Raw genomic sequence first — 19,082 nt, forward strand, 5'->3', positions numbered from 1 at the left:
TTGAATCGTCATATTTCTTAGCTAGATATTCGATCTGAACCAATCATCGCTTGGGATGACATAATTCGATCTCTTGGGAATGTAGCCAAAGAAGAAGCCAAAGACTTTGTCTTGAGCAATGTCGATTGGCATCAGGGTCTCCGGCTTGAACAGAAGTGCTGCGGATTCTGAAATTATCCCGGCGTCAATGAACGCGGATGTGACAAGTTCCGAGCAGAAATATGTTTCTCTGTCTGCCTCAACCGGTGTCGCGCGTCCAGCAAAGTAGTCAATGATTTCTTGATGAGGGTTCTCAACGCTTAGTTGCCTCAAGAGTTCAATTCTTGGCAGTGCTCGTATGTTGAACTTCTTTCCGATATGACGCGATGCAAAGTCCCGAAGAGCTTCAATTCTTGCGCTTGACCAAATGTCTTCGGAGCGCATGACCGCAATGTGATCGTAGGCAAGAAGAATATCTTCAACAGAGCTCTTTTTGACTCCTTGTGCGTCGGATTCGAGAATTTCTCCGGAGCCAAGATAGATTGCTGCATGGCAGTATCCCGTCTCGCAGCCAGGCTCATCCATCATTTGCGCTGCATAGCTGAGCAAAACGTCTCCAGGTTGAAGCGAGAATTTATCGATGACGATTAGTTCGTTCACAAGTCTGTCCATAGAAAACATAACGCCAGAACTCAGCGGCGGCCCGCCAGGGGCGTCCGCTGTAGTAAAATGTTAGACACTAGTAAGACGCCTCAGTAAGGTGTCATACGTCCATAAGGAAGTGTTTTTCAATTGTTTTGAAATCATGTTTCTAAGAGCATCATCGGTCATAGTGTCAGTATCTCGGCCAATAATGATAACCGATTCAAATTTCTCGCTGGGCTTTTTCAAGGGAATGGAAAAATTCGAGGTTACTTCAGGAGTAAAGATGCAATGATAATGCGATTTTTCAATCATCGCGTCACTTGTTTCTCGAGCGAGACGATCATCTAAGCTTGCGTGGTTTTTTTCCGACCAAAATGCTCGGTTCAAGCTTGCAGTAATAGCATCGTTCATCCATCTCGACATGAGTCCCTTCTTAGTTAGAAGCTTTGCTTTAGGAGATTTAAACTCAATATTAAGTAGGTGTGGATAGGAATTTCCATGAAGTAGAAAGAAGTCGGGCTTTTCACCAGAGCACAAATGATACTCGCGGAAACAAAATCCTTCGCCCCTGTTTCCAAAAATGTGAAGAACAAGATCTTGATGTTTTTTTAAGTAACTAAGAATGGTCTTCTCGTCCGTCTTTTTAGATCCAAGCAGCTTCTTCAGGGCGCCTAGATGGCTCTTGATTTGCTTGTCATTTAGCTTACTAACTTGCATGGATGTGCCCTCCGGTGTCCGCGTTGAACGAGTCAGCCATAATGCCGCTTGCGATGGCAGTTTGGGCATAACGCAACCACGTTATCAGTTGTGTCACTGCCACCATCTTTGAGCATCTTGATATGATGAACTTCAAGATACGGAAGCCCCGTTTTACTTGATTTGAACGGAGCATGGTTCCCACAGTCTCCGCAAGTGCCATTTGAATGCTTTAGCGCATACGCAGCAACCTTCGAGTCTCTCTGATACTGGTAAGTACGGACCTCTACTTGATCTGGGACTCTCTTTCCAACAACGTGCGAAAGATCGCTTTTCAAGGCGTCTGCAACATTCAACTCAAAGTCCGAGTTTTCGGAAACTTTGGGGAAAGTCTTTATTGCAACACCACCTAAGATTTTAGAAATTTGCGCGAATTTTCTACGCTCGTCTTTAGCTGTAAGAGATTTGCCAATAGAACCGATCAGCCTCTTGAGTGCTGGCTTTCCAATTTCGTAAGTTGGCCCTCGAACCCACGTGCCGCTTTTGCCAAGAACTAGCTTGCGTGCATTTGGAACCTGGCGATTAAGAACTAGTGACATTGACTCGCCGCAGGAATAATGCCAGTTGAACTTTAAAGCTCTTGATGCTTGTGTTCCGCCGGACCTTGAATTGTCGCCGTCGTATCGGCAACCTGCCTGAATCCCGACGATCATATCTCCGCCGATCTTTGCAGTTTTTGCAGTGATTGTGATGAGCACAAAAGGCTTACCAGAGCGGATTGATAGCAAATGCTTCGGCGGAAGATAGCCGCGGATGATTCCGCTTTCAGAGAGAAAATTGACCGCTTCATGAAAACCATCCATTGGAGACGATTCGTGGATTTCACGATATTCTTTTTGAGTTGGATACTTCGTGTACGGCATCCCCCCTCTCGGGTCAGGATTCAGCCTTAAGACAAAAGCTTGCACGACGGCATCCTCACTATAGCTAACTACTCAATATACGAAACCGGGGGTACGGCGATATCTCGGACCGGCCTCAGACGACCGTAGCACAGCTTCACGAAGTTGAAGGAGCTTCGACGTGCTCGGTCCGGCGAATTCTGAGCGGCATAGACGGGCCCACCTGAGGGGAAAATCGGGATTCCGAGTTCTGCCGCGAGCATCAACACGGCGGGCCTCCAACGACCGCTATTCGGCAATCTTGCCGAGGCTGCGACCGGCAGCTCCGGGCCGGAAGCGGGCATTGATCCAACCAAAGTCGTTATCTGCCGACCACGCGGGGAAGTTCGACTTTGTAGGGAAGACGGGCCGTTGCTTCGATGGCCAACGCCTCGAACTGCTTATAGAGCCCGACAAGCTCGACGAATGGATCAGGTCCCTTGGTAGCGGCGTTCATTGGTACGAGACGAATGGTGCGGACGGGCCCTGCGCAAGTCATCGACTCTGCGACACTGAGGCCGCCGGCCGCTGGATTTGCGCCCATAGGCTGACGGTGCATGACGGTGTTGCGGAACTCGCCGAGAATGCGCAACCAGCCAGGTGCATTCTTCGTCCCCATGTTCGCAAACAGGAGGGCCACTAGCGGATTGTTGGCCGCGGCGGCGTTGTCGGACGTTGCGAGCCATTCCTCGAGCCGGCCCATTCCATCGACCTTCTCGGGCGCGGAGCACTCGACAGCCGCGACGTGCGCTAGGTGGTCGCGTGCCGAATAGAGTTCGCCAGCAAGCGAGTGAAAGGCGAGGTGGAGATCAGTCATGGCCGTGTTCGAAAAGCGCACTCCGGGCTTCTTTCCCTCGATCAGCGCCCAACGCAACTGCTCGTGATGTGCGTCGGCCACGTCTCTTAGACGCACTCCTGCTGCGTGGACCGACACCGAGACGTAGCGAGCCAGATCCGAGAACTGCTGGTCGCCGCTTACACGTGCCACGTGCGAAAGCGCCCGCCAACTGTCACCAGCATGGAGCTGCTGGCCAGAGGTTGGGACGTCGGGACGCCAGACTTCCGATCGGGTCGGTCTCCCAGTGTTATGTCTTTGGTTGACACCCGCCATCACACAGCCGGCCGCCGTGGTTGCTTCTAGCACCTCAGGCCAGGTCAACCTATAGCCGATCAGTCCCTTGTCGTTTACACCCACCGGCGCCAGCGCCAGATGGCCGTCGTTCAGTGGATGCGCGCAGAGCCCGCCCGTGAAGTAAAAGGTCTCGGTCTGAACAGACGTGCTCATCTTGATGTCGGTCGCTTCGATTTCCATGCGCGCCCCCTCAACTCCCTACCTTCGTACCATTCGACATGGCAAAAGTCTCGAAGAATGCGAGCTCACAGGCAAGGAGCCATCTCGATGATCCTAGTTTCATCTCATCGAGCAGTGTCTGCTTTGGGTCGCACTGTGCCACTCGGGCCAGCGTGATGCCAGCACTGCACTGCGCGGTATCCGCGGTCATCGCGCCTGCGGCGCGCCACCGGTCGCCGCCGTTCATCTGAAATGAGCGGCGGCCTTTGCGCCCTCAACATGGCCCTCGACGCGAACTTCGCGCACAACCTCCGGCGGTGACGATGCAGCCGAACTTTCGGCCCTGACGGGTTGGATTGGACTATCTGTTGGACGAAGCGCCGGCCGCCTATCTACCGCCGCTGGCGTCTATCGCCGCTGGCGTCCATCCTGCCGCGCCTGGGCATGGAACCGGCACAGGCTCGACAAAGCCGAACCTGGACGGGTCGCGCGCTACCCCAGCAGCGCTACGTCCGGCAGGACACGAGCGCACGGCTGCGCCGGCTGGTGGACATTGCGGTGGCGCAGACCCTACATTCATCCGCTCTGAACAGCACACTGGTGCCGACACCGGCGCAGCGGGTGCAATTGCGCTAGCGCCTTGCGCGGCATCTGGCGGTAGAGGATGTTGGCAGGGTGTGCGCGACAGCGATGGACCCGGGCAGCCTGCCGGTGGTTGGGTGATGCAGACCACAGTTCAGCGTGCTGCGTTGCAATATAAGCACATTGAGATACAAGAAACTTCCTGAACGCGTCGCGCCATTCTCATTTGACAACAGTTCTCATTGAAAATCATGAAGTGTAGTGAAAACAATGGATTGACGCTTCAGCACCGCTCCAAAAGTCAGTGACACCAAAGTTGGTACAGGGCGTTTTGACACCAAAGTCGGTGCATTTGGTACAAACTTTGGTGTTTCGACCACAAGGGAACATGCCAACCATGCTGGCCGAGCCGGTTTGAGTGCGTGTTACACTGCTAAAACCCTAAGGGGAACGGGGAATTGCCAGCCATGCTTAAGAAATCGCTTGCGCTTCTTTCCGGCGTGATGATCGCCTTCGCGGCCTATGCCGGTGGCAGCAACATGCTGCGTCACGGTCACCCGGACACCTACGTGGTGCGCAAGGGCGACACGTTGTGGAGCATCGCCGCCCGCTTTCTCAACAAACCCTGGTTGTGGCCGGAGTTGTGGCAGGCCAATCCGCAGATCCACAATCCGCACCATATCTACCCGGGCGACGTGCTCAGTCTGGCCTACCTCGGCAACGGCGAGCCGAGCCTGGTGCTGAAGCCGCGCGTGATCGCCACCCCATTGAACCAGGCGGTTGCGCCGATTCCGTTGTCTGAATTGCAAACCTATCTGGTCGACCTGCGCGTGTTCGATCATCGCGACACGCTGAGCAAGGCGCCGTATGTGGTCGGCTTCGAGCAAAACGAGTTGCGCGGCATACCCGGCCAGTTCGTCTACGTGATGGGTCTGCACGATGCCAAGCCCGGCGAGCGTTTCGCCGTGGTGCGACCCTCGCATGTGTTCACCACCTTCAACGCCGACGCCGGTAGCCGCGACCAGATCGCGCAGGATCTCGACGACGATGTCAGCCAGTACAACGGTCCCTGGCACCGCAACACCATCGGCGACGGGCACTTCGGCAAGGGCCACACCCTGGGCTACGAGGCGCAGGTGATCGGTACCATCGCGGTGTTGCGCGTCAACAAGCCGGGCGAGCCCGTGACCACGCTGCTGCAGTCCTCGACCATGGAGATCCGCAAGGGCGATCGCATCCTGCCGCTGGACCCCCATCCCTACGACAGCAACTACTACCCGCACGCGCCCAAGGCCCTGCCGCCGAACATGCGCGTGATCGCTTTCAATGATGCGTTCGATGCGGCGGGCCCCAAGCAGGTGGTGGCGCTTTCGGCAGGCAGCGCGGAGGGCGTGAACAATGGCCAGACCTACGCCATCTGGCAGCCGGGCGAGCACATCATCAACGATGTCGAATCGTCCAGCTTCGATCACACCTTCAGCAAGAAGGTGACATTGCCCAGCGAGTTCGTCGGCCACGTGATGATCTTCCGCACCTTCGATCACGTCAGCTATGGCCTGATCATGGACGCGCAAGGCCCGGTCAAGCTGGGCGACAAGCTCGAACTGCCGGAATAAGTTCGCCATCGCATGAGCCGTCGTGCGCCCTCCTCGTGAGGGCGCACGCGTTTGTGGCGCCTGTAGGCCATGCCCGACAACACGCGCCGCCGCGCGGCTGACACCGCTTTGCACACACTGCGCGCATGCATGCCGATACCGAACACGAAGCCTGGCTGATCCTGCTGCGCACGCCCATGCTGGGCGGTGCCGGCCTGCGTGCCCTGCTGGCGCGCGCCGGCAGCAGCACGGCGCTGCTGACCCGGCTGCGCCGGGCGCCGCCCGAGGGCCTTCCCGCCGTCGCCCGCGCCTGGCTGCATGCGCCGGATGCCGCGCGCATTGACGCCGATCTGCACTGGCTGCGGCAGCCGGAACAACGGCTGCTCACTTGCCTCGATGCCGATTTCCCGCCGCAACTCGACGCCTGTCCTGGCGCACCCGCGGCCCTGTTCGTGCGCGGCGATGCCGCACGGCTGCTGCTGCCGCAGCTTGCCATCGTCGGCGCGCGCGCGGCCACGCCCGAGGGCCTCGCCCACGCGCGTCGCTTCGCCGCGCAACTGGGCGCGGCGGGCCTGACCATCAGCAGCGGGCTGGCCGCCGGCATCGACGGCGCCGCGCACACCGGCGCGCTGCACAGCGCCGGCGGCACTGTCGCCGTGGTCGGCACTGGTTGCGACGTGGTGTACCCGGCGCGGCACCGCGAACTGGCCGCACGCATCGTCGTGCACGGTGCCGTGGTCAGCGCGTTCCCGCCCGCGACCACGGCACGTGCCGCGCACTTTCCCATGCGCAATCGCGTGCTGGCCGGGCTGGCGCTGGGCGTGCTGGTGGTCGAGGCCGGACAGCGCTCGGGCGCGCTGATCACCGCGCATGCCGGCACCACGCTGGGGCGCGAGGTGTTCGCCGTGCCCGGGTCCATCGCCAACCCACTGGCGCGCGGCTGCCACCGCCTGATCCGCGAGGGCGCGCAACTGGTGGAAAGCGCCGAGGAAATCATCGATGCGCTGCGCACGTCCATCGCCGCGCAAGGCCTGCGCCTGTCCGCGCGGCTGGGCGAGGACGCCGACGTCAGCGCCGCATCCGCCACGACCGCTGCGCCGGATGGCGACGCCGCGCGCTGGCTGGATGCGCTCGGTCACGCCCCGGTGGCGCTGGAAACCCTCGCACTGCGCCTCGATCAGCCGGTCGCCGCCGCGGCTGCGGCACTGGGTCTGCTGGAACTCGATGGCCGCGTCGCGCGCACCGCCGGCGGACTGTGGCAGCGCCTGCCGGATTGAACATGACCGACCGCGTCCGCGCGCCCTCAGCGGTGCAGCGCGCGAAAGCCGATGTCGTGGCGGTAGAAGCCGCCGTCCAGATGGATGTGCGCGAGCGCGGCGTAGGCGGCGCTGCGCGCGGCGGCCAGCGACTCGCCCAATGCGCAGGCGCTGAGCACGCGCCCACCGCTGACGATGACGCGATCCTGCGCGTCGAGCCGAGTGCCGGCATGGAAGATTTTCACCTCCGGCGCAAACTGCGTGTCATGGCCGCTGAGCACATCGCCGCTGCGCGTCGCGCCGGGGTAGCCGTGCGCGGCCAGCACCACGCCCAGCGCCGGGCGCGGATCCCACTCCACGTCGATCTGCGCGAGGCGGCCATCGAGCGCGGCTTCGATCAGGTCCACCAGATCCGAGCGCAGGCGCAGCAGCAGCGGCTGGGTTTCCGGATCGCCCAGGCGCACATTGAACTCCAGCACGCGCGCGTTGCCAGTGGCGTCGATCATCAGCCCGGCGTACAAAAAACCGATGAACGGCGCGCCCTCGGCGGCCATGCCGGCCAGCGTCGGGCGGATGATCGTGTCGAGTACGCGCTGTTCGATCACCGGCGTCAGCACCGGCGCCGGCGAGTAAGCGCCCATGCCGCCGGTGTTGGGGCCGAAGTCGCCGTCGTCGCGGCGCTTGTGGTCCTGGCTGCTGGCCAGCGGCAGCGCGTGCGTGCCGTCGCACAGCACGATGTAGCTGGCCTCCTCGCCTTCGAGGAATTGCTCGATCACCACGCGCGCGCCGGCCGCGCCCAGCGCGTTGCCACCGAGCATGTCGTGCAGCGCCTGCTCGGCATCGCCCAGGGTCAGTGCCACCACCACGCCCTTGCCGGCGGCCAGGCCATCGGCCTTGATCACGATGGGTGCGCCGTGGCGGCGCACATGCGCCAGCGCCAGCTTGAGGTCGGTGAATACCGCGTAGTGCGCGCTGGGAATGGCGTGCCGCGCGAGGAAATCCTTGGCGTAGGCCTTGGAGCTTTCCAGTTGCGCAGCGATGCGGCGCGGGCCGAAGCAGCGCAGCCCGGCGGCGCGGAAACGATCGACCACGCCCAGCGCCAGCGGCGCCTCGGGGCCGACCACGGTCAGCGCCACCGCTTCGGTTCGCGCCAGTCCGAGCAGACCGTCGATATCGGTGGCCGCGACCAGCGCGTTGCGCACGTGGCGTTCCCGCGCGGTGCCGGCATTGCCCGGCGCGACGATCACCTCGCGCACGCGCGGCGACTGCGCCAGCTTCCAGGCCAGGGCATGTTCGCGGCCGCCATTGCCGATCACCAGCACCTTCATCACATTGCCCCACGTGCGCAAAACGCGATTGTAGCGGTGCGCTCAGCGCGCGCTGAGCCAGGCATGTGCGGCGCTGGCAGACTGCAGCGCGCCCTCCAGATAGCCGCCGAAATCCGGCGCCACTTCACTGCCGGCCAGCAGCACGCGCGCGCGCCAGGGTTCGGGCAGCATGATAGGCGCGTAATCCGGATGCTCGCGCGGCACGGCGGCGCTGTCCGCGGGCGTGGCAGTGAACTCTTCCAGCGCCCAGTCCTGCACATGCACCGCCAGCGGCTGCGCCGCCGTGGACCCGAACAGGCGCTGCAACTGCGCCACGATCGCACCCGGCAGATCCGCGCACGCGGCGCGTACCGACGCCGGCCAGGCGATGAAGCCGGTCAGCGCGGCGCGGCCATCTGGCAAAGTCGCGTCGTGCAGTTCGCCGATCGGCCCGCGCTGACTGAAGGCTGCACCGGAGAAACCTGCCGCGCGCCAGAACGGTCGCGCGTAGCGCGCCACGAACTTGGCCTGCCCGGCCATCCAGGTGGGCAGCGCCGCGAGCTGCGCATGCAGGGCTGCAGGTAGCGGCGGGTCGAATGCCATGGCCGCGACCAGCCGCGGTGGCAGCGCCAGTGCCACGCGCCGCGCCTGCAATCGGCGCGTGCCGTCGCTGCCCTGCGCGATCACGTCCACGCCTTCCGTGCCGAGCTGCAGCGCGCGCACCGTGACGCCGGTTTCGATCAATCCCGCGCCTTGCAGTGCCGGCAGCGGTGCCAGCAGCGCAGCGCTGCCACCGAGCAGGCGTTGGCTGGGCGGCTCCTGCGCCATGCCGGAGGCATACGTCTGCATGCGCCCAACCGCATCCTCGAACTGCAACGCGCCGGTGCTGGCTTGTTCGTAGCTGCGCAGGCCGTGCGTCGTGATCCATGCCGCGAGTCGCGGCTGCAGCGTCGGCCACACCCAGGAAGGCCCGAGGTCGAAACCATCGACACCGAGGATGCGCCCGCCGCAGCGTGCGCGCGCTTCGAGCACGCGCGGCGCGTGCCCATCGACATGCAGCGCATGCGCCAGCGCCACGCCGGCCAGACCCGCGCCGACGATGATCAGCTCATGGCGCATCAAAACGGCTCGTCGGCGCCGCGCAGATCCAGCTCGTGGGTCCAGGCACCGGACGGCTGCTGCGCGAGTTGCCAATACGCATCGGCGACCGCGCCGGGATCGAGTCGCGCGCTGTATTGCCCGGCGCGCGCACTGCCGCCGATCACGCCGTCGAGGATCGTATGCACCACATGCACGCCCTGCGCCTGGTAGGCGCGCGCCAGCGCCTGCGCCAGCCCGCGTAGCGCGAACTTGGCGCTGGCGAAGGCGGCGAATTCGGCACCGCCGCGCAGGCTGGCGGTGGCGCCGGAAAAAATCAGCGTGCCGCCGCCGGCCTGCACCATCGCCGGCAGCACGGCCTGTGCCACGCGAAAGGCGCCCAGCGCCATGCCTTCCCAGCAGGCGCGGAAGTCGTCCTCGCCGAGCGCGGCGAAGGGCGCGCGCTTGAACACGCCAACGTCGTACACCAGCACGCGCGGCGCGCCGTGCTCGGCAATCAACCGCGCCAGCCGCGCGGGCGCATCGGCAGCCAGCACATCCAGGCTCGTGTGCGTGCCCACGGCCAATGCCGCGACGGGTGCGCGCCGCGACAAGGCCAGCACGCCCCAGTGCTCGCGCGCGAAACGCGCGGCCAGCGCCGCGCCCAGGCCCGGGCCATGGCCGACGATCCATAGTTGGGCCGGCGCGGTCATGTTCAGCGCCGCGCGGTGATCAGGAAAATCGGGTAGCGCACGGTCTTGCCATCGCGGGTTTTCTCCGCGGTGTGCGCGGTGCGCGCGCTGATGTCGCGGAAACCGGCGGCGGCCAGCCAGCGTGTGAATTCATCGCGCGCGAAGCCGTGGTGGGCCACGCCGGGGACGTCGGGGGTGTGGAAGCTGCCGTCCTCGGCGTCGAGATCGGCCAGCGCCACCCAGCCGTCCGCGGCGAGCATGCCGTGGAACACGCGCAACAGCGCGGGTACATCGGGGATGTGGTGCATGGTCATGCTGCTGAAGATCAGATCGAAGCGCTGCGCGGGCGGCGCTTCGCGGGTGAGGTCGAGCACGCGCGTGTCGAGGTTGCCGACGCCTGCGGCACGGGCTTTTTCATCCAGCACGGACAGCATGCCGGGCGACAGGTCGCAGGCCAGCAAGTGTCCCAGCCGTGGCGCCAGTTGCGCGCCGACCAGACCGGTGCCGCAACCGTACTCCAGTGCCTGCCAGTCGGATTGCAGGGGCACCGCGTCGGCGATGGTCCTGGCGACGTCGCCGGCCATGGCGCGGCGCCGGGGCGAGTCGTCCCAGTCCGCGGCGATGCGGTCGAAACGCTGGCGGTTCGAGTCTTGCAAAAGGCTGGACATGGGGTGACTCCGGGGTAGCTTGGTGACGACAGAATGAACAATACGAACACATTACGTTGCGTCCGTCCGTGAAAATGCGCGCAGCGCCACACTCGCAGCCTGCCAGAATTGGTTCTTGCCTTGACCGAAATCAAGGTGCAGTCTTCATGAACGCGGCGAGCTGGCGAGCAGCGCACGCGTCGCAACCCGCCAATGACCAGCGGGTCGCGGGATGATGGGTATCGGTCATCCGTGGATTGGGACGGAGTCATGGCGATGGACGAAGTCGTCGAGTTGCATCGCGCCGAGGCATTGCGCGCACGCTTTTATCGCAGCGTCGCGGAGACGCTGACGCAGTTGCGCCCGTCACCCGGCCGCGATCGCCGCGCCGCCATGACCGAAATTGCTGCCACGCTGGTGCGGGCGATGGGCCTGCCGCTGGTGTGGATCGGCCTGCTGCCCGCGGGCGCCAGCGAGATCCAGGTGCTGGGCAGCGCAGGGCCGGCGAAGAGTTACGCAGACCATCTGCAACTGGATATCGACCCCGTCCAGCCGAGCGCGCATGGCCCGATGGGCATGGCACTGCGCGATGGCCGCCCGCGCCTCACGCAGGTCGATGCGCCGGAATTCGCACCGTGGCGGGTCGCTGCGCAACGCCATGGCTTGGGCGCGAGCTTGGTTGCCGTGGCGGCCGTCGCGGATGGCGCGAAACTGGCGCTGTCCGTTTACGGTCATTCGCGCACGCTGCTGGGTGATGACCTGCTGGACTGGGCGCAACGCCTGATCGAGGAGATCGCGCGCTTCTGGGACCACCAGGCCTTGCTGGACCGCGAGCAGCGCCTGCGCCGCTATCGCACCGCGCAGCGTGCGATCCAGCAGGCCCTGCTGGCGCAGCCCGATCCAGAAGCCATCTACCGAACACTGGCCGCGGTACTGGTCGATGTCGCCGGCGCCGCCGCGGTGGATGTATTCGCCGACGAGGGCGGCGTGCAGTTGCGACGCGTGGCACTGACTGGCCCGATGGCCGAGGCGATTCGTGCCGTACCCATTCCGCCGCGTACTCCGCAAGGGGCGGTGGTGCCCGGGCCGACGCGCGCCTTCAGCGAGGCGCGGCCGTTCGTGCGCGTGCAATCGGCCGCGGATGACAGCATTCCCGAGAGTTGGCGGCAGGCGCCGCTGGCGCAGATGGGCGCGGTCGGATGCTGGCCGATTTTCGGTGCGCAACAAGTGCCCGAGACCAGCACACGGCTCACGCCCAGCGGCGTGTTCGCGGTGATCGCGCGCGAGGCCGATACCTTCGATGCGGAACTGTGCGCGCTGCTGGACGAGATCGCCACCGCCGCCGGTCTGGCGCTGCGCCAGCACGCGCAGCGCGCGGCGCTGGCGCACGAGCGTGAGCGGCAGACGCACCTCGCCCTGCACGACGCGCTGACCGGACTTCCCAACCGGCGCGCACTGGAACACCAACTCGATGGCGCGCTGGCGCGCGCGCGGCGCCACCACATGCTGGTTGGCGTGGGCATGCTCGATCTCGATGACTTCAAACCGGTCAACGATCGCCTCGGCCACGCCATGGGCGATCGCCTGCTGCTGGCCGTGGCCGCACAGCTGCGCAGCGCGCTGCGCGCCGAGGATTACGTGGCGCGTCTTGGCGGCGACGAGTTCGTGCTGGTATTCGAGGATCTGGCACGCATCGAGGATCTCGAGCCCCTGCTCGAGCGTGTGCGCATCGCGCTCGAGCGCCCCTGCCGCATCGACGCCGAGGACATTCGGCTGCACGCCAGTCTGGGCATGGCGCTGTTTCCGCTGCACGCCGATGACAGTGGTGAGCAACTGCTGCGGCGCGCCGACCAGGCCATGTACCAGGTCAAGACGCACAAGCATGAGGCACACCGCTGGTGGGCGCTGCCACCCGCTGGCGCGAACGCTGAAAGCACGCCCAGCGAGCACGACACGACCGATCTGCAGCCGTATGGCGACTACGCGGCGCGCCTGCTGCAGACGATCTCCGCGGCGGCGCAGGACACCCTGGAAAGCGTGGTCGAGCCGTTCTACCTCGAGCTGGGGCAGATGGCGGAACCGGCACGCCTGCTGCAGATCCTGCCCGCGCATGAACTCGCCGCACTGCACGACAAGCAGCGCGAGCATTTGCGCCTGTTGTTGCGCCCGGACCTCGATGAGTCGACGCACCGCAGGGTGGCCGAGCACGCCGGGCGCGCGCACGCCGGTTGCGGCATCGAAGCGGTGTGGCTTTCGGACAGCGCCGAACGGCTGCGTGAAGCGCTCGACACGGCGCTCGGCCGCTATGTGCGTCGCGACCGCCGCGCCTTGCTGGTGTTGCACCGGCGCCTGGCGCAGGATCGCCAATGGCAGCTCGAGGGCATGCGCGCCACGCAGCGCGAGCGTGATGCCTTGATCGCGCGGATCAGCGCGCTGGCTTGGTCGGCCGATAGCTACGCGGCGCTGATGCAGGGCGTGGTGGATGCGCTGGCGCGTCACGATGAAATCATCTCCTGCAGCGTCGGGCGTCCCGACGCCAATGGCGCTTTCGCCTACGAGGCGGTCGGTGGCAGCGCCTTCGCCGACTACCTGCGCGCGCTCGCGCGCGGCGCGGTGACGGCCATCTCCGCCGATGCCGGCAGCGAGTTGGGACGCGGGCCCAGCGGCCGCGCTTGGCGTGGCGGCGGCATCGAGCGCTGCCTGCACTTCGCCACCGACCCGGCGATGGCGCCGTGGCGCGAGTTCGCGCTGCAGCTCGGCGTGCGCTCCAGCGTGGCGCTGCCACTGGGACCGAAGCCGGGCGCGTCGCTGGCGTTGCTGGTGCTGTATAGCCGCTATCCGGGCGGGTTTTCCAGCGACGCGCAGCAAGCTTTCATCGCGCAGCTCAAGACCTTGCTCGATCTGGCCCTGGCGCGGTTGGCGCCGGATCGGCCCGGCACCGAGGTGCTGCCATTTACCCTGCGCGAGCGCTGGCGTGAGCGCCTGGCCGGCGCTGGCATCGAAATGCACTACCAACCGATCTTCGCGCTGGCGCAGGGTCGCGTGGTCGAGCTGGAGGCACTGGCGCGCCTGCGTGATGTCGATGGCAGCCTGCTGGCGCCCGGGCGCTTTCTGCCGGCGCTGAACCCGGACGATCTGCTGCACCTGTTTCGCGAAGGCCTGCGCCAGGCGCTGGCGCAGCGCGCGCTCATGGCCGCGGCCGGCCACACGCTGGATATCACCGTCAACCTGCCGCCGGCGGCGCTGCATGATCCGCGTTACGTCGCCGCCACCGCCACCGCGCTGAGCCGCGGCGAGTGTCCGCCGCGTGCGCTGCTGCTGGAGATTCTGGAGAACGCCAGCGAGGCCGAGCACGCGCTGGGCAGCGGCGTGGCGGGCGTGCTCGCGCTCAAGGCACTGGGCGTGCGCGTGGCCGAGGACGATCTCGGTGCCGGCCACAGCTCGCTGGCGCGGCTGCGGCAATGGCCGTTCGATCGCGTCAAGATCGACCAGACCCTGGTGCGCGGCGTGGCTTCCGATCCGCTGCGCACGCTGCGCTTCATCCGCCAGCTCACCCTGCTGGGGCAGGCATTGGGCATCGAGGTGGTGGTCGAGGGGCTGGAAACCGCCGGCCTGGTGGAGGCCGCGCTGCTGCTGGGCGCGGATTTCGGCCAGGGTTACGCACTGGCGCGACCGTGTGCACCGGCGGCACTGCCGGAACTGCTGGCGCGGTTCCACTGGCCTTTCGATGCGCACACGCCGCGTACGGCACTGGGCGCGCTGGCGGCTGTGTTGCTGTGGGAAGAGCGCTTCGAGCAATCCGCGGAAGACCAGGTTGGCTGGCGGCGCATCGCCGAGCAGCCAGGTCTTGTCCACGCGCATCTGGCGCAGCAGCACGGCGCGGCGCATGCCGCGCTGATCGACGCGCACGACGCCATGCACAGCGCCGCATACCAAGGGCCGCGCAGCGCGGATTATCGCGCGTCGCGTGCGCACTTCATCGACGTGCTGGTTGCGCAGGTGTGCGCCGAGGAAAACGCGCGCGGTCGCAGCGCCTGAATCGGCCGACGCCTTGCGCAGGCTGGTGCCTCAATACGAAATTGCAATCGAATATCGAGGATGATCAGACCGTCATTCGCGCGCAAAGCCTGTCCTGCCTTCGCCCCACTTCCGTCACTCCCGCGCAGGCGGGAATCGCGTTTTGACAGCGGGTCAGCCAGCGCTGGCTGAAATCACTGGATCCCCGCCCGCGTGGGTATGACAAATCAATCCCGCCTGCGCGGCGGCAGGCTTTGTGCGTGGATGACGAGCCCCAACGACCTGGTCGTTCGTTCGAAAAGTCCTTCTTGCTGAATGCACGTGGATATCAGCCGCGCAGCAGGTCCAGCAGCGCCGCGCGCGGCAGCTTGCCCAGCGCATTGCGCGGCAGGCGCGGCACGCGCTTGAGCGGGCGTGGCAGGAAGGCGGGATCGAAGCTGGCGCGCAGTGCGGCCATGATGGCGGCAGTGCTGGTGCCGGGCGCCACCACCAGTGCGGCGAGACGGCGCACGCCGCTGCTGTCGACGTCCTCGTGCTGGATGATCGCCGCGTCCTCGACGCCGGGCACGGCCAGCAGGTGGCGCGTCAGGTCGCCCAGCGAGGCGCGCTTGCCGGCGATCTCGATCAGGTCACTCACGCGCCCGACCAGCGCGAAGCGGCCGTCGGACTGGCGCTCGACCAGATCGCCCAGTAGCACCGGTGCGAACAATTGCGGTGCCTCGATGCGTACGCCGTCGGGCGCGGATTGCATGTCAACGCCAGGGTAGGGCGTCCATAGTGGTTCGTGCGCCGGGCGTCGCGTGGCTACCACGCAAGTTTCGGTGGAGCCATACACCTCGATCAGCGGTGCGCCGGTGTGCGCCTCGGCGGTACGCGCCAGCGCGGGCTCGAGTGGCGCCGTAGCCGAGACGATGGCCTCGCAAGGCAGTTCGAGTCCGGCATCGAGCAGCGCGCGCAGGTGCAGCGGCGTGGTCACCAGCACGCGCGGTGCGGGCAGCTTGCGCAGCTCGGCGACGACATCGGCGGGCAGCAAGGGTTGCGCGTCGGCTACCGCGCCGCCGCCGAGCAGCGCCAGCAGCACGCTCATCTCGATGCCGTACATGTGTTGCGGTGGCACCGTGGCCAGGATGTTGAAATGCAGCCCCAGTTCGGCGGCCAGCCGTGTCTGGTTGGCGGCGTTGCTGGCCCACAGCGCGCGCAGCGTCTTGCGTTGCGGTTGCGGCGCGCCGCTGGAACCTGACGTGTGGCCGACCAGCGCCACGCGCGTGGCATCCAGCAGCGCCATGCTGCGCGCGGAGGTGCCGCACGCGGGCGCCGTGCTGCCCAGCGCGTCCATCTGCAAGCCGCCGAGATCATGCGCGGCGCCCGGTTCATGCAACGTCAGCGCGCCCGGCCACGCCTGCCGCACCTCGGCCAGCGCTGCGGGCGTGCGCGCGGGCAGCAGCAGCGTGGGCCGACCGACGCGCAGCGCGGCAGCGAAAGCCAGCAAAAATGAGTAGCGCCCGGCGCACAGGTTGATGATCGCGCTGGCCGGTCCGGGCAGCGCCGCGGCCACGATTTCAGCCTGCGCGGCGAATGCGCCGAGGTCGATGGCCCTGCCATCGCGCCAGATCAGCGCGCGCGTCGCCGCACCTGCCAGCCACGGCAGTTGCGCGGCGTCGCAGGCGCGGGCGGGGAATCGGATCGACATGGCGCCGTAGTCGCGCTATCGATCAGGTACGCCGGGGTTGCTGGCGCACATGTTCACGCCCCCGGGCCGGGGACTACGCGCTTGACCGGCGCGCGTTTGCCGGCGACGACTTTGCCTGCGGGTGTCTTGCGCGGCGCCGATGTGTCGGTGGTCGTCTTGCGTGCCGCGGCTTTCTTCACGCTGGCGGCGCGCTTGCGCGTTGGGGTGGCCAGGTTGGCCGGCACCGCTGACGCAGCCTTCTTGGCGGCGGTTTTTTTCGCGGGCGCGGCCTTGGCATTCTTGCGCGCGGCGCCACGCTTGGGACGGAACGGCGCCGCCGCGAGCAGGGCGGCGCACTCGTCCGCAGTAAGGCTGGCCGGCTCGCGCTCCTTGGGGATGCGCGCATTTTTCTCGCCATCGGTGATGTACGGCCCGTAGCGGCCGTTGAGCACCTGCACGCCGTTGCCGAAGTCCTGGATGATGCGATTGGCGGCGGCCTCACGCTTGGCCTGCACCAGGGCCAGCGCCTGCGCCAGGTCGATCGTGTACGGGTCGTCGTCCTTGCCCAGCGAGGCGTAGGTGTCGCCCTGCTTGACGAACGGGCCGAAACGGCCGATGCCCACGCTGACCGCTTCGCCCTGCGGCGAATCGCCCAGCGCACGCGGCAGCTTGAACAACTCCAGCGCATCGGCGAGCGCGATGGTATGCATGCTCTGCCCCGGACGCAGCGAGGCATAGCGTGGCGTATCGCCCGCTTCCTTGAGGCCGATCTGCGCGAACGCGCCATAGCGGCCCAGGCGCACGCTCACCTGCTTGCCGCTGACGGGGTCGATGCCGATCTCGCGCGCGCCGGTGGCTTCGCTGCGCTCGACGCTCCCGGTTTTTTCATCGACTTGCTGTTTGAACGGCGTCCAGAATTTCTGCAGCAGCGGCACCCAGGCTTCCTCGCCGCGGCTGACCGCATCCAGCTCGTCCTCGAGGCGCGCGGTGAAGTCGTAATCGACGTACTTGGCAAAGTGCTGGGCGAGGAATTTGCCCACCGCGCGACCGACATCGGTGGGCCGGAAGCGACGCTGGTCGAGCAGCACGTATTCGCGCGCCAGCAACACTTGGATGATGCTGGCGTAAGTCGAAGGCCGACCGATGCCGTATTCCTCGAGGGTTTTCACCAGCGAGGCTTCGGAATAGCGCGGCGGCGGCTCGGTGAAGTGCTGCTCGGCAAGGATGTCGGCCAGCGGCACCGCGTCACCGATCTTCAGCGCAGGCAGCTTGCGCTGCTCGTCGTCGTCGTCCGCTTTCTGGTCGCGGCCTTCCTCGTACACGGCCAGAAAGCCCGCATCGACCACGGTGGTGCCGCTGGCGCGAAACGCGTTGTCGGCGCCGCAGGCCAGGTCCACGCTGACCGTGTTGAGCGTGGCCGGGATCATCTGGCTGGCCACCGCGCGCTTCCAGATCAGTTCGTACAGCCTGCGCTGGTCGTCATTGAGAAATGCCGCCACGGACTTGGGCGTGCGTAGCGCCGAGGTCGGGCGGATGGCCTCGTGCGCCTCTTGCGCGTTCTTCGATTTGTTCTGGTAGAAATTGGGTTTCTCCGGCAGCGCGTGCGCGCCGAACTCGCGCGTGATCACCTCGCGCAACTCGTCCAGTGCCTCGGCGGACAGGCTCACCGAATCGGTGCGCATGTAGCTGATCAGGCCGACGCTGCCCGCGTCACCCAGCGCCACGCCCTCGTACAAACCTTGCGCCACGCGCATCGTGCGGCTGGTGGCGAAGCCGAGTTTGCGCGCGGCTTCCTGCTGCAGGGTCGAGGTGGTGAACGGCGGCGCGGCGCGGCGCTTGCGCTCTTTCGAAACCACTTCGCTGACCACGAGGCGACCGTTGGCGGCGGCCAGCAGGGATGCGCGCGCGGCGTGCGCAGTGGCGGCGTCGGTGACATCGAACTGCTCGAATTTCTTGCCCCTGAGCTTGCTCAGACGCGCCGTGAACGCGATGCCCGCGTGCGCGAGCTGCGCATCTAGCGACCAGTACTCGCGCGCCTTGAACGCTTCGATCTCTTCCTCGCGCTCGACGATCATGCGCAGCGCCGGCGACTGCACGCGCCCGGCCGAGAGCCCGCGCTGCACCTTGCGCCACAGCACCGGCGACAGGTTGAAGCCGACCAGATAATCGAGCGCACGCCGCGCCTGCTGCGCATCGACCAGATCCTGCGCCAGCGCGCGCGGCCTGGCCACGGCCTCCAGGATGGCGCGCGGGGTGATCTCGCTGAACACCACGCGCTGCACGTTGCGCCCCTCCAGCAGGCCGCGCTCGCGCAGGATCTCGCTGATGTGCCAGCTGATCGCCTCGCCTTCGCGATCCAGATCGGTGGCGAGGTAGATCGATTGCGCCTTGGCGGCGGCGCGGGCGATGGCCTCGACGTGCTTTTCGTTCTTGTCGATCAGCGCATAGCGCATGGCGAAGCCGTGCTCGGGATCGACCGCGCCCTCCTTGGGCACCAGGTCGCGCACGTGGCCGTAGGAGGCCAGCACCTCGAAATCCTTGCCGAGGTATTTGTTGATCGTCTTGGCCTTGGCCGGCGATTCGACGATGAGCAGGTTCTTGGCCATGAATGCACTCGAATGGGGTTGCGGGGCGCAGCCGGTGGCGTCAAACCTCGCGCTTCTTATTTAGTCTGAGGGCCAGCGCGGG

General features: G+C 65.6%; 13 protein-coding genes. 3 read left to right on the top strand and 10 right to left on the bottom strand.

The window, feature by feature from the left end; genetic code table 11:
• Positions 1 to 21: 21 nt before the first annotated feature.
• The 4 genes from Mschef_RS02800 to Mschef_RS02815 all read right to left on the bottom strand — a co-directional run bounded on the left by Mschef_RS02800 (position 22) and on the right by Mschef_RS02815 (position 3,573).
• A complete protein-coding gene (locus Mschef_RS02800; RefSeq protein ID WP_168708977.1) occupies positions 22 to 639 on the bottom strand; it encodes a YiiX/YebB-like N1pC/P60 family cysteine hydrolase in 618 nt (205 codons plus the stop codon).
• Positions 640 to 711: 72 nt separating this feature from the next.
• The gene (locus tag Mschef_RS02805; protein ID WP_168708978.1) at positions 712 to 1,341 is read right to left on the bottom strand and encodes a Shedu anti-phage system protein SduA domain-containing protein; all 630 of its coding nucleotides are present in this window, start codon (positions 1,339 to 1,341) and stop codon (positions 712 to 714) included.
• 32 nt (positions 1,342 to 1,373) lie between these two features.
• Entirely contained in the window at positions 1,374 to 2,288 is a 915-nt protein-coding gene (locus Mschef_RS02810; RefSeq protein ID WP_136256594.1) for an HNH endonuclease, read from the bottom strand.
• Between the two features lie 295 nt (positions 2,289 to 2,583).
• Complete coding sequence (locus Mschef_RS02815) at positions 2,584 to 3,573, bottom strand: hypothetical protein (protein WP_081126301.1); 990 nt, start codon at positions 3,571 to 3,573, stop codon at positions 2,584 to 2,586.
• A gap of 1,028 nt (positions 3,574 to 4,601) precedes the next feature.
• On the opposite strand from Mschef_RS02815, the gene Mschef_RS02825 reads away from it, so the two are divergent.
• Together Mschef_RS02825 and dprA are read left to right on the top strand one after the other, a co-directional pair.
• Positions 4,602 to 5,750 carry a LysM peptidoglycan-binding domain-containing protein gene (locus Mschef_RS02825; protein ID WP_081126303.1) on the top strand — a complete coding sequence of 383 codons (1,149 nt, stop codon included), beginning with the start codon at positions 4,602 to 4,604 and terminating at the stop codon, positions 5,748 to 5,750.
• Positions 5,751 to 5,875: 125 nt separating this feature from the next.
• A complete protein-coding gene (gene dprA, locus Mschef_RS02830) occupies positions 5,876 to 7,006 on the top strand; it encodes a DNA-processing protein DprA (RefSeq protein ID WP_081126304.1) in 1,131 nt (376 codons plus the stop codon).
• Positions 7,007 to 7,032: 26 nt separating this feature from the next.
• Here dprA and purD read toward each other — a convergent pair whose 3' ends face one another.
• Genes purD through Mschef_RS02850 form a run of 4 tightly spaced genes read right to left on the bottom strand, consistent with a single transcriptional unit; the run spans position 7,033 to position 10,729 of the window.
• A complete protein-coding gene (gene purD, locus Mschef_RS02835) occupies positions 7,033 to 8,313 on the bottom strand; it encodes a phosphoribosylamine--glycine ligase (RefSeq protein WP_081126305.1) in 1,281 nt (426 codons plus the stop codon).
• 42 nt (positions 8,314 to 8,355) lie between these two features.
• Positions 8,356 to 9,411 carry a flavin monoamine oxidase family protein gene (locus tag Mschef_RS02840; RefSeq protein WP_081126306.1) on the bottom strand — a complete coding sequence of 352 codons (1,056 nt, stop codon included), beginning with the start codon at positions 9,409 to 9,411 and terminating at the stop codon, positions 8,356 to 8,358.
• Complete coding sequence (locus tag Mschef_RS02845; protein ID WP_081126307.1) at positions 9,411 to 10,082, bottom strand: SDR family NAD(P)-dependent oxidoreductase; 672 nt, start codon at positions 10,080 to 10,082, stop codon at positions 9,411 to 9,413. The genes Mschef_RS02840 and Mschef_RS02845 overlap by 1 nt, the downstream gene beginning before the upstream one ends.
• A 2-nt stretch (positions 10,083 to 10,084) precedes the next feature.
• Positions 10,085 to 10,729 (bottom strand): class I SAM-dependent DNA methyltransferase, encoded by a 645-nt coding sequence (locus Mschef_RS02850; RefSeq protein ID WP_081126308.1) that lies wholly within the window; start codon positions 10,727 to 10,729, stop codon positions 10,085 to 10,087.
• A 255-nt stretch (positions 10,730 to 10,984) separates the two neighbouring features.
• Between Mschef_RS02850 and Mschef_RS02855 the strand changes: the two genes are divergently transcribed.
• Complete coding sequence (locus Mschef_RS02855) at positions 10,985 to 14,746, top strand: EAL domain-containing protein (RefSeq protein ID WP_081126799.1); 3,762 nt, start codon at positions 10,985 to 10,987, stop codon at positions 14,744 to 14,746.
• A 307-nt stretch (positions 14,747 to 15,053) separates the two neighbouring features.
• On the opposite strand, the gene Mschef_RS02860 is transcribed toward Mschef_RS02855, so the two are convergent.
• Together Mschef_RS02860 and Mschef_RS02865 are read right to left on the bottom strand one after the other, a co-directional pair.
• Positions 15,054 to 16,415: an AMP-binding protein gene (locus tag Mschef_RS02860; protein ID WP_081126309.1), complete on the bottom strand. Its 1,362-nt coding sequence runs from the start codon at positions 16,413 to 16,415 to the stop codon at positions 15,054 to 15,056.
• A 53-nt stretch (positions 16,416 to 16,468) separates the two neighbouring features.
• The gene (locus Mschef_RS02865; protein WP_081126310.1) at positions 16,469 to 19,000 is read right to left on the bottom strand and encodes a DNA topoisomerase I; all 2,532 of its coding nucleotides are present in this window, start codon (positions 18,998 to 19,000) and stop codon (positions 16,469 to 16,471) included.
• Positions 19,001 to 19,082 lie beyond the last annotated feature (82 nt).

This window comes from Metallibacterium scheffleri (assembly GCF_002077135.1).
Taxonomy (GTDB): domain Bacteria; phylum Pseudomonadota; class Gammaproteobacteria; order Xanthomonadales; family Rhodanobacteraceae; genus Metallibacterium; species Metallibacterium scheffleri.